The organism is Diaphorobacter caeni (assembly GCF_015354245.1).
In the GTDB taxonomy this organism is placed as follows: Bacteria; Pseudomonadota; Gammaproteobacteria; order Burkholderiales; family Burkholderiaceae_C; genus Diaphorobacter_A; species Diaphorobacter_A caeni.
In genome coordinates, this window is record NZ_JADKYZ010000001.1 from 132,770 (window position 1) to 148,989 (window position 16,220).

Below are 16,220 nucleotides of genomic sequence, written 5' to 3' on the forward strand. Positions count from 1 at the left end.
TCATCCCGGAAAGTTCTCCGGAATCTTGGCCTTGGCGCGGGCCTCGGCCGGGCTGATGATGTTGCGTCGCACCAAGTCTGTCAAATTCTGGTCCAGCGTCTGCATGCCCACACCGTTGCTGGTCTGGATGGTCGAGTACATCTGCGCCACCTTGGCTTCGCGGATCAGGTTGCGGATGGCGCTGGTGCCGAGCATGATCTCGTGCGCCGCCACGCGGCCCTGACCGTCCTTGGTCTTGCACAGCGTCTGCGAGATCACTGCCTGCAGCGATTCGGAGAGCATCGCGCGGACCATTTCCTTTTCTTCCGCCGGGAATACGTCGATGATACGGTCGATGGTCTTGGCGGCGCTCGAGGTGTGCAGCGTGCCGAACACCAAGTGGCCGGTTTCGGCGGCGGTCATCGCGAGGCGGATCGTTTCGAGATCGCGCATTTCGCCGACCAGAATCGCGTCCGGGTCTTCGCGCAGGGCCGATTTCAGCGCGGCGGCGAACGACAGCGTCATCGGGCCGACCTCGCGCTGGTTGATCAGGCACTTCTTGGATTCGTGTACGAATTCGATCGGGTCTTCCACCGTGAGGATGTGGCCGTACTCGGTTTCGTTCAGATAGTTGACCATCGCCGCCAGCGTCGTGGACTTGCCCGAGCCCGTCGGGCCGGTCACCAGCACCAGACCGCGCGGCTTGAGCGCGAGGTCGCCGAAGATCTTGGGCGCGTTCAGCTGCTCGAGCGTCAGGATCTTGCTGGGAATCGTCCGGAACACGGCGGCCGCGCCCCGGTTCTGGTTGAAGGCGTTCACCCGAAAGCGCGCGAGGCCTTCGATTTCAAACGAGAAGTCGACCTCGAGGAACTCTTCATACGTCTTGCGCTGCGAGTCGCTCATGATGTCATAGACCATGCCGTGCACGGTCTTGTGGTCGAGCGCGTCCACATTGATGCGGCGCACGTCGCCGTGCACCCGGATCATCGGCGGCAGGCCGGACGACAGGTGCAGGTCGGAGGCTTTGTTCTTGACGCTGAATGCAAGCAGTTGGGTAATGTCCACGGGATCCCTCTGATCGTTTGATACGCTTGATGTCTTGTTTGCGAGCAGATCGACAGGTTAAGGTTGTTTGACCTGTGCCGCTAGTCAGATCGGCCGAAACGGACTCCTCAACGAACATTATGACGACGATTTCCAACAATCTCCAACGAGTGCATGCGCAGATCGCCAAGGCCTGCGGGCAGGCGGGGCGCCCCGCGGCCAGCGTGGCCTTGCTGGCGGTGTCCAAGACCTTTGGCCCCGAGGCCGTGCGCGATGCGGCCGAGGCGGGCCAGCGCAGTTTTGGCGAGAACTACATCCAGGAAGCCGTCGAGAAAATGGCGCTGGTGGCCGAGTACGGATTGCCCCAGCCGCTCGAATGGCACTGCATCGGCCCGATCCAGAGCAACAAGACGCGTCTCGTGGCCGAGCATTTCGACTGGGCGCACACGGTGGACCGCCTCAAGATCGCCCAGCGCTTGTCCGACCAGCGTCCAGAGCATCTGCCGCCGCTGCAGATCTGCATTCAGGTGAACGTCGATGGCGGAGCCAACAAGTCGGGCATCGCGCCGGAAGAGACCGCCGAGCTGGTGCGCGCCGCCGCCGCGCTGCCGCGCATCGTGGTGCGCGGCCTGATGAGCATTCCCGAGCCCACAGCCGACTTCGCGGCTCAGCTCGCCGTGCACCAGCGCGCGCAGAAGCTGTTCGGCGATATTGCGGCGCAGCAAATGGCGGGGCTGGAGCGCTTCGACACGCTTTCCATGGGCATGACCGACGACCTTGACGCCGCCGTGCAGGCCGGAAGCACCATGGTGCGCGTGGGCAGCGGCATCTTTGGCAGACGTCACTACCCCGCCGCAGGCTGACGCTGGTGCACCAAATCGCGTGCTAAGCTGTATTTCTCTCGAAGAGACACTGAATTTCCAACGCTGACTCAGTCACCAGGCCCGCCCGTGATCCATCCGAAAGCCAGTGCGGGCCGATCACACACAGGAGATACCCCATGCCCGGATTGCTGCCCGACGTCGACCCCGATGGACTGATGGAATTTTCGGTGGTCTACACCGACCGCGCGCTCAACCACATGTCCAAGAAATTTGTGGGCGTGGTGCAGGACATCCTCGGTGTCCTCAAGGAGGTCTACAACGCCCACACCGCCGTGCTCGTGCCCGGCAGCGGCACCTTCGGCATGGAGGCCGTGGCCCGCCAGTTCGCCAACCGCGAAAAGGTGCTGATCGTGCGCAACGGCTGGTTCAGCTACCGCTGGACCCAGATCTTCGACGAAGGCGCGCTCGGCGGCGGCTCCATCGTCTGCAAGGCCCGCAAGCAGGGCGAAGGCGCTCAGGACCCCTGGGCTCCCGCGCTCGCCGCCGACGTGGCCGAAACCATCCGCATCGAACGCCCCAAGGTCGTCTTCGCCCCCCACGTGGAAACCGCCAGCGGCATCATCCTGCCCGACGACTACATCAAGACCATCTCCGACGCCGCGCATGAAGTCGGCGCGCTCATGGTGCTCGACTGCGTGGCCTCCGGCGCAATGTGGGTGGACATGCAGAAGACCGGCGTCGACGTGCTCATCAGCGCACCGCAAAAAGGCTGGAGCAGCACGCCCTGCTGCGCCATGGTCATGCTCTCCGAGCGCGCCCGCCAGGCCATCGAGCCCACGCAGAGCTCCAGCTTCTCGTGTGATCTGAAGAAGTGGATGACCATCGCCGAAGGCTACGAAAAAGGCGCCCACGCCTACCACACGACCATGCCGACCGACGCGCTCGTCAAGCTGCGCGACGTGATGCTGGAAACGCGCGAATACGGCTTCGAGAAGGTCCGTCAGGAACAGATCGATCTGGGCGCGAAGGTCCGCGCATTGCTGGAAACACGCGGCTTCCCGAGCGTGGCGGCTGACGGCTTCAAGGCCCCCGGCGTGGTCGTGAGCTACACCACCAACCCCGAAATCCAGTCCGGCAAGGCCTTCATGGCCGTCGGCCTGCAGACCGCCTCGGGCGTGCCCCTCCAATGCGACGAAGGCCCGGACTTCAAGACCTTCCGCATCGGCCTCTTCGGCCTGGAAAAGTGGCACAACGTGGACCGCACCGTAGGCTACCTGGCCAAGGCTCTGGACCAAATTCAGGCCAAGGCCTAAGCAAAGCAAAAGGCGGCGTCGCCCGAAAGGGCGATGCCGGCACGAGCGAAGCAAAGTGCCGCAAACACCTCTTCCAATCTGACTTCCGGCGGTTGTCCGAGCGGAGCGCGGCAGCGCGAAGTCGAGTTCTGCCGGAGGACTTCCAAGCGCATTTTTGATTACTTTTTGGGCAAGACCAAAAAGTGATTGCCCCGCCGGGGGCAGTCCCGGCCTCCGCCCTCAACCACGCAGCGCGCGCCAAAAAGAAACACCTTCAAAGCACGAACAAAGCAACAATCCCAACCCCAACAAACCCAAAGCAATTCAATGAAGAAGCTCACCCTGCTGGCAACCGCCACCATCACAGCCCTCACCCTCGCCACCGCAGCAAAAGCCGCAGACCCCGTCACCACCCAGAGCGGCCTGATCTACGAAAGCATCAAGGACGGCGCAGGCGCCAGCCCCAAGGCCACCGACACCGTCAAGGTCCATTACCGCGGCTGGTTTCCTGAGTCCGGCAAGGAGTTCGACAGCTCCATCAAGCGCGGCCAGCCCATCGACTTCCCGCTCAACGGCGTGATCCCCTGCTGGACCGAAGGCGTGCAGAAGATGAAGGTCGGCGGCAAGGCCAAGCTGACGTGCCCGGCCAGCATCGCCTACGGCTCGCGCGGCGCAGGCGGCGTGATTCCGCCGAACGCCACGCTGAATTTCGAAGTCGAGCTGCTGGCCGTCAACGGCAAATAAGGTTTTCCCTCTGTAGCGCGCAAGCCCACAAGCGGGCTTACGCGCCCATCTCCTACAGCGCAAGGTGTGAATCGCAGGCCCTGCCGGGCTATGCTTGAGGGCATGCAAATGCTTCCGCTCGAGGATCAGGACTCGCCGGGCGTCAGCGCCGCCACCGCCGCGCGCGCGGCGCAGCTCTCGCGTGCCAAGCGGCAGGCCACGGGCCTGTTCATCGCGGTGGTCGTGGTCTTCGCGCTCACCTACGCCTTCCCGCAGAATCTCTGGGTCAAGTGCATACGCGCCATGGCCGAGGCCGCGATGGTCGGCGCTCTGGCAGACTGGTTCGCCGTCTCCGCGCTGTTCAGGCGCATCCCGCTTCCGTATCTCTCGCGGCACACCAACATCATCGCGCGCAACAAGGACCGCATCGGCGACAACCTTTCGGCTTTCGTGCGCGACCGTTTTCTCGACGCGCCATCGCTCGTGTCCATGATCCGCCGCCATGACCCGGCCGACATGCTCGCGCAGTGGCTCACCTCGCCCGCCAATGCCGGACTGCTGGGCAAGCAGGTCTCGCGCCTGATGTCCACCGCGCTCGACACGGTGGAGGACGAAAAGATCCAGCAGCTGCTCAACAGCGCCGCGCGGGCCCTGATCGGCCAGATCGACGTCTCGCGCACCATGGCCGCCGCGCTCGAGGCGCTCACGCACGAGCGCCGCCACCAGATGCTGCTCGACGATCTGCTGGTGCGCTTCAGCAGCCTGCTGCGCGCCGACGATACGCGCGACTTCATCGCCAACACGCTGGTCAAATGGATCAAACGCGAGCATCCGCTCAAGCAAAAAGTGCTGCCCACCGACTGGCTGAGCGGCAAGGGCGCGTCGGCGATCTCGCACGCGATCGAGACCCTGCTCGTGGAGGTGGCGAGAGACCCCAACCATCAGCTGCGCGACTCGCTGGACGCGGCCATCGCCCGGCTGATCGAGCGCATGCAGCAGGACCCCGACTGGGAGCAGCGCGGCGAGGAAATCCGCAGCTATCTGCAGAACGACGAGGCGCTGAGCTCCTACGTGCACGACATCTGGGCCGACCTGCGCCGCAAGCTGCGCAGCGATCTGCAGGACGAGAATTCGGCGATTGCCCGCAACGTGTCAGAGATGGGCAAGTGGCTGGGCATGTCGCTCGCGGGCGACGCCGCGCTGCGCCTGCGACTGAACGTGCGCCTCGAACTCTGGGCCGCGCAATGGGCGCCCGACGTGGCGCAGTCCGTCGCCGAACACATCCGCGCCACCGTGCAGCGCTGGGACGCCGAAGAGATGGCGCAGCTCGTGGAGCAGCACATCGGCAGCGATCTGCAATACATCCGCATCAACGGCACCATCGTCGGTGGGCTGATCGGTCTGGTGCTGTTCGTGATCTCGCACGCCAGCATCATCTGGGGTTTGGTGGCGCGGCACTGAGATCGCCAACACGCTCCGGGGCCGTTTGCGCGCCGGGCTGTAGCCCCACCGGTTCAGTCCTCGGAATCCTCGTTCTTGCGGTCCTCGCCGTGTCCCTGCAGCTTGGCCGCGCCGTCAAGCAGGTGCCGGCCGAGCTGCTGCCACGCCTCGGCCTCCTCGGGCTGCTCGCCAAAGTGATAGCAGGTGGCGACGGCCATCGCGAGGCGGCCGTTCTCGGGAGTCAGGTCAAACGCCAGCTCCGCCTGCGCGGCTGCGTTGCTCCACATGATCTTCGCGTTGGGCGAACCTTCCTTCTGCAGCGCATGGGCCTCGGCCATCCAGGCCTGGGCGAGCTTGAAAGCCGCCTCGGGCTCGTCGCGGTCGGCCTTGTGGGCGAGGTAGTACTGCTTTCCGGCCTCCTGCCACAGCGCGCGCGCCTGGGCGAAGTCGGTGGTGGCGACGGTCTGCGCCTGCGCGACGAGCGCGTTGCCGGCCTGCAGGTGCGACTGGTAGTCGTCGTCAGGAGTCGTGCTGGAAGAGTTGGAATCGGAATCGTGAGCCATGGCGCTATTGTCGCCGCGTCCACGAGTCCGTTCGTCAGCAGCGGAATTCGGCGGAATCGATCGCTGTTGATTGGCCGGGTTGTTCAGCGTCTGCTTCAAGAAACCCGCCGCTGTTGCAACGGGCGAGCGTCAAGCGCAAGCGACGGTGCACGGCAGCCGACGAGGGTGTCTCAGAACCGCTCCAAGTCGGGGTGCTTGATCTGCCCGCCACGCACCAGCATCTTGCCGTATTCGGCGCAGCGGTTGAGTGTCGGAATCACCTTGCCCGGATTGAGCAGGCCCTTGGGATCGAACGCGCCCTTGAGCGCGAACATCTGCAGGTTTTCCTCGGTCGTGAACTGCGTGCACATGCTGTTGAGCTTTTCGATGCCCACGCCGTGCTCGCCGGTCACCGTGCCGCCCATGGCGACGCTGGTCTCCAGAATGTCGGCACCGAACAGTTCGCAGCGGTGCAGCTCGTCGGGGTCGTTCGCATCGAACAGGATCAGCGGATGCAGATTGCCGTCGCCCGCATGGAACACGTTGGCGCAGCGCAGTCGGTATTTCTTCTCCATCTCCTGGATGGCGAGCAGGATGTCGGCCAGACGCTTGCGCGGAATGGTCGAGTCCATGCACATGTAGTCGGGGCTGATGCGACCGCTGGCGGGGAACGCATTCTTGCGGCCACTCCAGAAACGCAGGCGCTCCTCTTCGTTGTTGCTCACGGTGATCGCCGTGGCACCGGCGTTGCGCAGCACGTCGCTCATGCGGCCGATTTCCTCTTCGACCTCTTCGGGCGTGCCGTCGCTCTCGCACAGCAGAATGGCTTCGGCGGTGAGGTCGTAGTCGGCATGCACAAAATCTTCGACGGCAGCCGTCATCGGCTTGTCCATCATCTCCAGACCCGCCGGGATGATGCCCGCAGCGATCACTGCCGCCACGGCATCGCCCGCCTTGCGCACGTCGTCGAAGCTCGCCATGATGCAGCGCGCGAGCTGCGGCTTGGGGATGAGCTTCACGGTCACTTCGAGCGCCACGGCCAGCATGCCTTCGCTGCCGATCATCGCGGCCAGCAGGTCGTAGCCGGGCACGTCGAGCGCCTCGCTGCCGAAGGTGACGGGATCGCCCTCGACGGTGAAACCGCGCACGCGCAGCACGTTGTGCACCGTGAGGCCATATTTCAGGCAGTGCACGCCGCCGGAATTCTCGGCCACGTTGCCGCCGATGGTGCAGGCGATCTGGCTGCTCGGATCGGGCGCGTAGTAGAGGTTGTGCGGCGCGGCGGCCTCGCTGATCGCCAGATTGCGCACGCCGCACTGCACGCGCGCGGTGCGGCTCACGGGATTGACTTCAAGAATGCGGTTGAACTTGGCGAGCGACAGCGTCACGCCCATGGCGTGTGGCATTGCGCCACCCGAAAGCCCCGTGCCCGCGCCGCGCGCGACGACCGGCGCGTCAAGCCGATGGCAGACGCGCAGCACGGCCTGCACCTGCTCTTCGGTCTCGGGCAGCGCGACGACCAGCGGACGCTGGCGATAGGCGGTCAGCCCATCGCATTCATAAGGGGTGGTGTCTTCGGAGTTCCACAGCAGCGCGTGCGCAGGCAGGTGCTGGCCGAGCGCGTCGACGATCTGTTTTTGCCGCAAGGCGCGCTCGCTGGCCGTGGGTTGAGGTGTGGCGGTGCTCATCCCGTGAATGTAGTTCAACAGCCGAGGCAGCGGCGTGAACAAATTTGCACATTCTTGTGAGGTGCGTTGTGCGGGGTGCTGCGGGCTGTTCGCTGTTTTCGCGAAATGCCCGCAGGCGGCGCGTTACACCTTGCTCGGCGCGGGCAGGAGCGAGATGGAGATCAGCGCGACGACGGCTGCGGCCATGGCGTACAGGGCAGGCGCGTGCGAGATGCCGGTGGAGTACGAAATCCAGGTCAGCAGTGCCGGAGCAAAGCCGCCAAGAATCGTCACGGCCGTGTTGTAGGACAGGGACATGCCGGAGGAGCGCACGGCGGTTGGAAAGATTTCCGAAAGCGCGGCAGGTGCGCTGCCGACGAACAGAGCGACCAGACCGCACATGGCAGATTGCACGGCGATCAGTGCCGTGGGGGTACGCACCGAGTCCAGCCACGCCAGAAGCGGATAAGCGGCCACCAGAATGAGCAGCGCGCCGATGCGCAGCATGTTGCGGCGACCGATGCGATCGGAAATCGCGCCGGACAGCAGACATCCACCGATCAGAAAGAAGTTGCCGATCAGCGCCGCAGTGAAGGCGTCGGAGCTGGCAAAGCCCATGTTCTTCTGCACATAGATCGGCAGATAGATGATGAGCGCGTAGGGGCCGGCAGCCCACAGCACCGACATGCCGAGGCCGGTGATGAGCTGGCGCGGGCATTCACGCAGCACTTTGAGCAGCGGTTGCTTGGCGGTCTCGCCGGATTTGGCGGAGCGTGCGGCTTCCTCCTTGAAGTGCGGGGTTTCGTCGAGTGCGCGACGCATCCACAGGCCGACGGGCGCAATCGCCAGACCGAAAATGAACGGAATGCGCCATGCCCATTCGCCCACCTGCTCGGGCGTGAACGCTCTGGTCACGATGGTGGCGACGAGGGCCGCAAGCACATTGCTGATGCCCATGCTGGCTTGCAGCCAGGACGCGTAGAGGCCGCGCTTTTCCGGCGGTGCGTGCTCGATGAGGAACGCGGTGGCGCCGCCCACTTCACCGCCTGCGGAGAAGCCTTGCAGCACACGGCCACAGACGATCAACAGGGGTGCGCCGACGCCGATGGCGGCGTAGGGTGGCGCAATGGCGATCAGCAGCGTGCCAACGGCCATCAGCATGATGGTCATGCTGAGTGCGGCCTTGCGGCCTTTGCGGTCGCCATAGGAGCCGAGGATCAGCGCGCCGAGTGGGCGGGCGATGTAGCCCAGGCCGAACGCGAGAAACGACGCCATGAGCTGAACGGTCGGGTTCTCGTTCTGGAAGAAGTTCTGCCCGATGTAGACCGCAAACAGGGCATACACGGTGAAGTCATACCACTCCAGCGCGTTGCCGGTGGATGCCGCGATGACGGCGCGCTTGCTGGCGCTGTCTGCGTGCTTGGTGGGAGCCGCGTGGCGGTCTGGCGCCCCGGCGTCATGCGGATGCGTGGCGGCTGATTGGATCGTCATGTCGATGTGCTTTTCACGAAAAGGATGCGTGCGAACTGGGCGCAGCGCTGAAATCAGGACGGAGCGCCGCCTTGTCAGAAAGCAGTCCGTCATCTCACTCGGTCGAAGCTCCGGGCGGCCGGCGCCATGCACCAAGGTGCAGGCAACAGCGCAGACACGGCCGAGGCTTCAATGGGTCGCATCCTAGAAAGCTCAGTCAACAATGTCGCATTACTTTTTATGTGCTGAACATAATCTCGTGTTAATGCATCATGGTGGTGCATTGCGGCAGATCTGCGCCAAGGCGTGATTTCAGAGGGAAGCGGTGCAATTTCCCGGAAGGAGCGCCACGGATCAGGGATTCTGGAAATCGGCCGGACGCAGCGCTGACTAGGGAAATCCCTAGGCATTTTCCGACTCAAAGCCTCGTGTTTGCAGAGGCACCGGAAGGTGGCTGCGCGCGCATGCGGGTTATTTCCCGCTCACTGCAGCGCTTTCAGAACCTGCACGAATTCCTGCGCCAGGCGAGACATCGGCTGGTGTTGCAGTCGAAACGCGTGAACTGGCGCGTGCACCATTGGCGCGACCGGAATGGCCACCACGTTTGACCAGGAAGGGCCGCGAATCGTCAGCTCGTCGACCAGCGCCACGCCCGCTCCGGCCTGCACGAGTGCGCACGCCACCTGTGCCTGTTGCACCTCGATGCGGGGTACGGGCTGGTTCTCTTCGCTGCCGAAGATCTGCTGCACGAGGTGCCCGAACGGGATGTCGTTGCTGTAGCCGATGAAGGGCTCATTCGCCAGATCGCGGCTGCTGATCTCTTCGCGCGTGGCCAGAGGATGGTCTTGTGGCAGGACCGCGACGATGCGGTTTTCGTACAGCGGCTGCATCGAGAGGCTGGGGTGGGGCGTCGGCATGTAGGTCACGCCCAGCTCGATCTGTTGGGTGATCAGCGCCTGCGTCATCACGTGCGGGATATGCGTGTGGAGCACCACGCGCACCTCGGGGTGCTCGCGCGTGAATTGGGCGATGGCCTGGGGCATCACGTACTGGCTGATGTTGGGGCTGCAGGAGACGCGCAGTTGCCCGCCCCGGTTCTTCGCCAGATTCTCGGCCACCTCGTTCACGCGCTGCACGTTCTGGTAGAGCGTGCTCACCTCTTCGAACAGGCGGTGCGCTTCGGGTGTGGGGTGCAGGCGACCTTTGATGCGCTCGAAAAGCTGCAGCCCCAGGCGCTGTTCGGTATAGGCAATCAACCGGCTGACAGCGGGCTGCGAGACGTACAGCAGTTTCGATGCGCCACTGATCGAGCCGCTGATCATGATGGCGCGGAACACTTCGATCTGGCGCAGGTTGAGTTTCATGAGTTGGTTAACTTGATGTTATGTATCTTCGATATTTAAGCATATGACATTTTGGGTGACTGGCTTCACACTTTTTCTCCATTGAACGTTGAATCGAATCTGGAGATGAAAGATGAGTGACTTTGATCTGGTGGTGCGCGGCAATATCGTCGATGCACGCCGTGTGGTGACTGACGGTTGGCTGGCGGTGCGCGATGGCAAGATTGCGGCGCGCGGTGAAGGCGCAGCGCCCGCCGCCCGCGAGAGCGTGGACGCGCGTGGCCAGTGGATCGTGCCGGGCGTGGTGGACGGGCAGGTGCACTCGGGCAGTCAGAACGGGCAGGAAGGCCTCGGCTGGGCGTCGCGCGCTGCCGCCGCGGGCGGTGTCACCGTGATGGTGGACATGCCTTACGACGATCCAGAACCGGTGGCATCGCGCCCGCAGCTCGATGCGAAGATCGCCGAAGTCGAGCGGGATTGTCACGTGGATGTGGCACTGTTCGGCACGCTCAATTTGGAACACGGGCTGCAGGCTGCAGCGGGCCTGATTGAAGGGGGCGTTTGCGCCTTCAAGTTCTCCACCTTCGAGGCCACGCCGGGGCGCTTTCCGCGCGTGGAAGAAGATGATCTTTTCGAGGCTTTTCGCCTGATTCAACCCTCCGGCATCGTCTGCGGGGTGCACAACCAGATGCAGGAGCTGACGCGCAAGAACATCCGTCGCCTGCAGGAGGCGGGCGATACCGGATGGGACGCGTTCATGCGCGCGCACACGCCGATGATCGAGAACCTCGCAACGGCGCTGATCTACGAACTGGGTGCCGAGACGGGGGCGCGCGCGCATGCGGTGCACGTCTCGACCTCGCGCGGATTTGAGATCTGCGACATGTATCGTCGTGCAGGCCACCACGCCAGCATTGAAACCTGCGTGCAGTACCTGATGCTCAATCACGAAGAGCATACCCGCCGCTTCGGCGCGAAGACCAAGCACTATCCACCGATTCGCCCCAAGGCCGAAGTGGATCTGCTGTGGACGCACATCGCGCGCGATGCCTGCACGTTTGTTTCGTCGGACCATGTGAGCTGGGGGCTGGAGCGCAAGGGCAACCCTGATGTCTTCCGCAATTCTTCCGGTGGCCCGGGTCTGGAAACACTGTTGCCCGCGTTCTGGACGGGATGCGAGGAACACGGCATCGATCCGTCGATGGTGGTGCGCCAGCTCTCGCGCAATCCTGCGCGCCATTTCCTGCTGGATGATCGCAAGGGATCGCTCGATGTGGGCATGGATGCCGACATCGTCGTGCTCAAGCCCGAGCGCTATGCCTTCGATCCATCGACCAGCCTTTCGGCAGTGCAATGGAGCTCGTTCGAGGGACGTGAATTCACGGTGCGTGTGGCCAACACCTGGTGTCGCGGGCAGCATGTCTTCGATGGCGTGAAAATCCTCAACAACGCGGGCGATGGCAAGTTCCTCAAGCCGCACCACCAGCGCGCGACTGCGCCTTCATATGACGACTGATTCCGACCTCCAAATGACTGACGACGCCTGCATCACTTTTCCCCCCATCAACGCCGAGCGTCTTTGGCAGCGCGTGGAAAAGCTCTCCACTTTCACACTGCCCGACGTGCCGTGGACGCGCCGCGCGTTCTCGCCCGAGTTCGAAGCCGCGCGCGCCTGGCTGCGCAGCGAATTCGAAGCTGCGGGCATGCAGGTATCGCTGGATGCGGGCGGCAATCTGGTGGGCCGCCTGCCTGCGTCCAACGGATCGATCGACGGTGCGCCGATTTCCACGGGATCGCACTGCGACACGGTGATGATGGGTGGCCGCTTCGACGGCATCATCGGCGTGCTCGCGGGCATCGAAGTGGCTCACACGCTGCACGAAAACGGTGTCGCGCTTTCACATCCGTTCGAGGTGATCGACTTTCTTTCGGAAGAGCCCAGTGATTACGGCATCTCGTGCATCGGCAGCCGCTCTCTGTCGGGAAAGCTGGGCGCCGAGATGTTGGAGGCGCGCAATCCGCAGGGCGAAACGCTGGCCGAAGGCATGCGTCGCATTGGCGCGCGCCCCGAGCTGCTTGCGCAACCGCTTCGCGGTGCCGGTGAAACCGCGGCGTTCGTCGAGCTGCATATCGAACAGGGCCCAGTGCTGGAGCAGCGTCGGCTGCCGATCGGCGTGGTGACCAACATCGTCGGCATTCGCCGCGTGTCGTTCACCGTGCATGGTCAGGCCGATCACGCGGGCACTACGCCGATGGACATTCGCCACGATGCGTTGGTGGGCGCCGCGCGCATCATCGACGCAGCGAACCGCAAGGCGAGCGCTCTCAATGGCAAGCCGCACTATGTGGTGGCAACGGTCGGTCGCCTCTCGCTCACGCCGAACGCATCGAACGCGGTGCCCGGGCTGGTGGAGATGATGATGGAAGTGCGCAGCGACCATGTCGGCGTGCTGGAAACCTTCCCCGAAGAACTGTTCGCACAGGTGCAATCGGGCCTCGATGAATTGCGCGTGAAGGCGGTGATGCAGGACGTGAGCCGGTCGCAGCCAACGGATTGCTCGGAACTTGTCATGCAGGGCATCGAGCAGGCATGCGGCCACCTGGGCTACGAGCAGATGCGCATGCCAAGCGGCGCCGGACACGATGCGGTCTACATGGCGCCGACCGGACCCATCGGCATGATCTTCATTCCCTGCCTGAATGGCCGCAGCCATTGCCCGGAGGAGTGGATCGAGCCCGCCCAGTTGCTGGACGGCACGCGGGTACTCTACGAAACCGTGCGTGTGCTCGACGTGCAGTTGTCGGCGAAATGAAATGAACTGAGCGCAAGCGCTCCCACTGGTGCGGTTCAGGCCAGCGTCTTGCGCAGCCACTCCGCAAACGCCGCGCACTCCCAGCGGTCCATCGTGCCGGTTTTCCAGCACAGGTAGTGCGCGTGCGGGCTTGGGGCGACGATGTTGTCGTAGAGGCGCACGAGCGTGCCCTGGTCCAGCCACGGTCGGCCGAGCTTGAGGCGCACCAGCGCCACGCCCATGCCGGCGGCGGCGGCGTCGCACATCAGTCCGATGTCGTTGAACTGTGAACCTTCGGTCGGTGCGGGCCAGCTCAGGCCGCAGACGTCGAACCAGCTGCGCCATGGCTCGAGCGGGCTGCGCAGGAGCGGGATGCCCTCGAGGTCTTCGGGGCGCTCGAACGGGCCATGTTCGCGCACGAAGGCCGGGGAGGCGAGCGGGGTGACGATGTCGCGCGCGAGCTCGACATGTTCCATGTCTGCGTAGTGTCCTGGGCCGAAGCGCACGACCAGATCGGCGTCTTCGGCGACCACGTCGAGCAGCGGGATCGAGACCTGCAGCGCCAGATCGATCTCGGGATAGGCCTCGGTGAACTGCCGCAGGCGCGGGATCAGGATGGCTCTTGCAAAGGTGGGCGTGACGGCCAGCTTGAGGCGTCGCTTTCCCGGAACGCTGTCCGCGCCGGGAAAGCGCTGCAGTGCGCCCAAGCCCTCGCGCACATGCGAGAGATAGGCGCTGCCGTCGGTCGTGAGCGAAAAATCGGCACGGCCGAAGAGGCGGGTGCCGAGAATCTGCTCGAGCTGCTTGACGCGGTGGCTCACGGCGCTGGGCGTCACGCAGAGTTCGTCGGCCGTGAGCGTCACGCTGCGCAGCCGCGCCAGCGCCTCGAACGTGAGCAGGCACTGGATGGGTGGAATGCGCCGCAGGGCACCGGCGTCCACGCTGATCGGGTGATTGGGGGTGCTGCTCATGATGTGTGAGGTGACGGGTTGGCTGCGGATGGGTGTGCGTTGACGGCTTTTACTTGAAGATCACCGTTTTGTGGCCGTTCATCAGCACGCGGTGTTCGCTGTGCCATTTGACGGCGCGGGCCAGCACCTGGCTTTCGGTGTCGCCGCCGCGTGCGGTGAGGTCTTCCACGGTGTCGGAGTGGCTGGCACGCGCCACGTCCTGCTCGATGATCGGGCCTTCGTCCAGATCGGCGGTCACGTAGTGGGCGGTTGCGCCGATGAGCTTCACGCCACGGTCATGGGCCTGGTAGTAGGGCTTGGCGCCCTTGAAGCTCGGCAGGAAGCTGTGGTGGATGTTGATCGCGCGGCCCGAGAGCTTCTTGCACAGGTCGTCGGAGAGCACCTGCATGTAGCGCGCCAGCACGACGAGCTCGGCACCTTCGGCCTGGATGATCTCGTACTGCTTGGCCTCGGCCTGTGCCTTGGTGGCGGCGGTCACGGGGATATGGTGGAACGGGATGTTGTAGCTGGCCGCGAGCTGGTAGAAATCGCGGTGGTTGCTGACGATGGCGCGGATGTCGATCGGCAGCAGGCCCGATTTCCAGCGGAACAGCAGGTCGTTCAGGCAGCGGCCGTCCTTGCTGACCATGATCACGGTCTTCATCGCCTCCCTGGTGGAGTGCAGGCCCCAGTTCATCTTGAACGATTCCGCAAAAGTCGCCAACTCGGCCTTGAGTGTCGGCAAATCTGGGCTTTGGCACGCAAACTGCACGCGCATGAAGAACAGGCCAGTGGCGCTGTCGTTGTATTGGGCGGCTTCTTCGATGTTGGCGTCACGCTCCAGCAGGAAGCCGGAGACGGCATGCACCAGCCCGAGACGGTCCGGGCAGGAGAGGGTCAGGATGAAGGATTCGGTCATATGGGGCCAATTGTCGCAGCACGCCGGTACATATGTGGCGTTGAGGGATGAGCTTTCCTCAGCGCTTGAAGCGCTCGCGCAATTCGGCGCAGTGGTCCTTGCGAGGCAGCTCGGGCGTCACGATGAAGATGTCCGCTTCGCCTTGGATGGCGGGTTTGACTTGTCCGGCTTGGGCGATGACCGCTTTGTAGGGCAGATCGCGTGGCAGCCAGGTGGGCACGCCCACGCGCGTGCGCACATGGCCGTGCCCGGCGACGAGCAGCACGGTACGGTTCGCGGTCACGGCGGAGGTCACGACGCGGGCCATGCGTTCGTCGCGTGCGAGCTGGATGCGCGCCATGGGCTGGAATTGCGACTCGGGCAGCAGGTTGCAATGGCCTTCCTTGATCGCATCGATCTGGATCTGCAGCGCTTCGGCGTTCAAATGCCGGTCAAAATTCGCGTTCTTCATGACTTCCGCCATCTGTGCGCGCGGCAGATTGCCGCCGAGCACCGGAACGCCGGCGCGCACGGCCGCCATGACCGTGGGGCCGTAGGACTTCCAAGGCCAGCCCTTGTCGTTCCAGTGCAGGCGCGCCTGCACGTCGGCCTCGCTGGCGTCGGAGGGGATGCCTGCGGTGGATGCACCTTCGTCCGCCATTTCCATGACCAGAGCGGCGAGCCGCCCCCGCGCGGACAGCTCGCGCACGGTGTCGGTTTCAATGGCGTGGTGCTCGGGCGCGTCGTGCTGCTCGCCGAGCAGGATCACGGGGGCGGACTGGATCTGGGTCAATGTGTCATGCCACTGGGTCTGCGCGGCAGGGGCATTCCAATGCAATTCGGGGGAGTTGTGGGCGCGGCCAGCGGTCGGCAAGGAGCAGGCGGACAGCAGCACGGACGACAGCATCAGGGTCGGCAAGGCCAAACGGGTGAGTGAACGCTTCGAGATGAGAATCATTTTCAAATACTAGCCGATTTCAGGGTGTTTGCGAGGCTGTCCACAAGGACACACAGCATGTAAATGAATGTCAGAAATGTCTGTCAAGGGCTATCTTCGTAATTGCGAATATTGCGAGCAATGATGGGAATTGCTTGCTATTAAAAATGAGCTTCGATACAGGATGCCTTGATTAGAATTCAGACACATTTTCTGTGGAAGGTGTAGAAATACGGCCTGCGCGTCACCGCCTGCCGAAGCCGTGGCGAACTGCCTCGACGACCCCCCAAGAATTCATCTACCCTCCAACATCGGAGAG

Annotated in this window: 14 protein-coding genes; 6 read left to right on the forward strand and 8 right to left on the reverse strand. The window is 63.8% G+C overall.

Translation table 11 applies throughout. The features are described from left to right. A complete protein-coding gene (locus tag ISG32_RS00655; RefSeq protein ID WP_166309533.1) occupies positions 1-1,044 on the reverse strand; it encodes a type IV pilus twitching motility protein PilT in 1,044 nt (347 codons plus the stop codon). Between the two features lie 119 nt (positions 1,045-1,163). Here ISG32_RS00655 and ISG32_RS00660 point away from each other — a divergent pair, with 119 nt between their 5' ends. The 4 genes from ISG32_RS00660 to ISG32_RS00675 all read left to right on the forward strand — a co-directional run bounded on the left by ISG32_RS00660 (position 1,164) and on the right by ISG32_RS00675 (position 5,323). Beyond that, positions 1,164-1,886 (forward strand): YggS family pyridoxal phosphate-dependent enzyme, encoded by a 723-nt coding sequence (locus ISG32_RS00660; RefSeq protein WP_194769104.1) that lies wholly within the window; start codon positions 1,164-1,166, stop codon positions 1,884-1,886. Between the two features lie 137 nt (positions 1,887-2,023). Beyond that, a complete protein-coding gene (locus ISG32_RS00665; RefSeq protein ID WP_194769105.1) occupies positions 2,024-3,160 on the forward strand; it encodes an aminotransferase class V-fold PLP-dependent enzyme in 1,137 nt (378 codons plus the stop codon). A gap of 306 nt (positions 3,161-3,466) precedes the next feature. Then, positions 3,467-3,883 (forward strand): FKBP-type peptidyl-prolyl cis-trans isomerase, encoded by a 417-nt coding sequence (locus ISG32_RS00670; protein WP_194769106.1) that lies wholly within the window; start codon positions 3,467-3,469, stop codon positions 3,881-3,883. Between the two features lie 102 nt (positions 3,884-3,985). Beyond that, positions 3,986-5,323, forward strand: coding sequence for a DUF445 domain-containing protein (locus ISG32_RS00675; RefSeq protein ID WP_228529511.1), 1,338 nt, complete (start codon positions 3,986-3,988; stop codon positions 5,321-5,323). A 53-nt stretch (positions 5,324-5,376) separates the two neighbouring features. Here the strand turns inward: ISG32_RS00675 and ISG32_RS00680 are convergent, their stop codons facing one another. The 4 genes from ISG32_RS00680 to ISG32_RS00695 all read right to left on the reverse strand — a co-directional run bounded on the left by ISG32_RS00680 (position 5,377) and on the right by ISG32_RS00695 (position 10,345). Beyond that, complete coding sequence (locus ISG32_RS00680; protein ID WP_194769107.1) at positions 5,377-5,865, reverse strand: hypothetical protein; 489 nt, start codon at positions 5,863-5,865, stop codon at positions 5,377-5,379. Positions 5,866-6,035: 170 nt separating this feature from the next. Next, positions 6,036-7,532, reverse strand: coding sequence for an FAD-linked oxidase C-terminal domain-containing protein (locus ISG32_RS00685; protein ID WP_194769108.1), 1,497 nt, complete (start codon positions 7,530-7,532; stop codon positions 6,036-6,038). 123 nt (positions 7,533-7,655) lie between these two features. Next, positions 7,656-9,002, reverse strand: coding sequence for an MFS transporter (locus ISG32_RS00690; protein WP_194769109.1), 1,347 nt, complete (start codon positions 9,000-9,002; stop codon positions 7,656-7,658). Between the two features lie 461 nt (positions 9,003-9,463). Beyond that, positions 9,464-10,345 (reverse strand): LysR family transcriptional regulator, encoded by an 882-nt coding sequence (locus ISG32_RS00695; RefSeq protein ID WP_194769110.1) that lies wholly within the window; start codon positions 10,343-10,345, stop codon positions 9,464-9,466. Positions 10,346-10,457: 112 nt separating this feature from the next. Between ISG32_RS00695 and ISG32_RS00700 the strand changes: the two genes are divergently transcribed. Continuing rightward, positions 10,458-11,840 (forward strand): dihydroorotase, encoded by a 1,383-nt coding sequence (locus ISG32_RS00700; protein ID WP_194769111.1) that lies wholly within the window; start codon positions 10,458-10,460, stop codon positions 11,838-11,840. 13 nt (positions 11,841-11,853) lie between these two features. Further along, positions 11,854-13,137 (forward strand): Zn-dependent hydrolase, encoded by a 1,284-nt coding sequence (locus ISG32_RS00705; protein ID WP_194769112.1) that lies wholly within the window; start codon positions 11,854-11,856, stop codon positions 13,135-13,137. Between the two features lie 35 nt (positions 13,138-13,172). Here the strand turns inward: ISG32_RS00705 and ISG32_RS00710 are convergent, their stop codons facing one another. From ISG32_RS00710 to ISG32_RS00720, 3 genes are read right to left on the reverse strand one after another with little or no spacing between them, the layout of a single operon-like run. Beyond that, positions 13,173-14,087 (reverse strand): LysR substrate-binding domain-containing protein, encoded by a 915-nt coding sequence (locus ISG32_RS00710; RefSeq protein WP_194769113.1) that lies wholly within the window; start codon positions 14,085-14,087, stop codon positions 13,173-13,175. A 49-nt stretch (positions 14,088-14,136) separates the two neighbouring features. Next, the gene (gene purU, locus ISG32_RS00715; protein ID WP_194769114.1) at positions 14,137-14,985 is read right to left on the reverse strand and encodes a formyltetrahydrofolate deformylase; all 849 of its coding nucleotides are present in this window, start codon (positions 14,983-14,985) and stop codon (positions 14,137-14,139) included. A gap of 58 nt (positions 14,986-15,043) precedes the next feature. After that, positions 15,044-15,922 carry a ChaN family lipoprotein gene (locus ISG32_RS00720; RefSeq protein WP_194769115.1) on the reverse strand — a complete coding sequence of 293 codons (879 nt, stop codon included), beginning with the start codon at positions 15,920-15,922 and terminating at the stop codon, positions 15,044-15,046. Positions 15,923-16,220 lie beyond the last annotated feature (298 nt).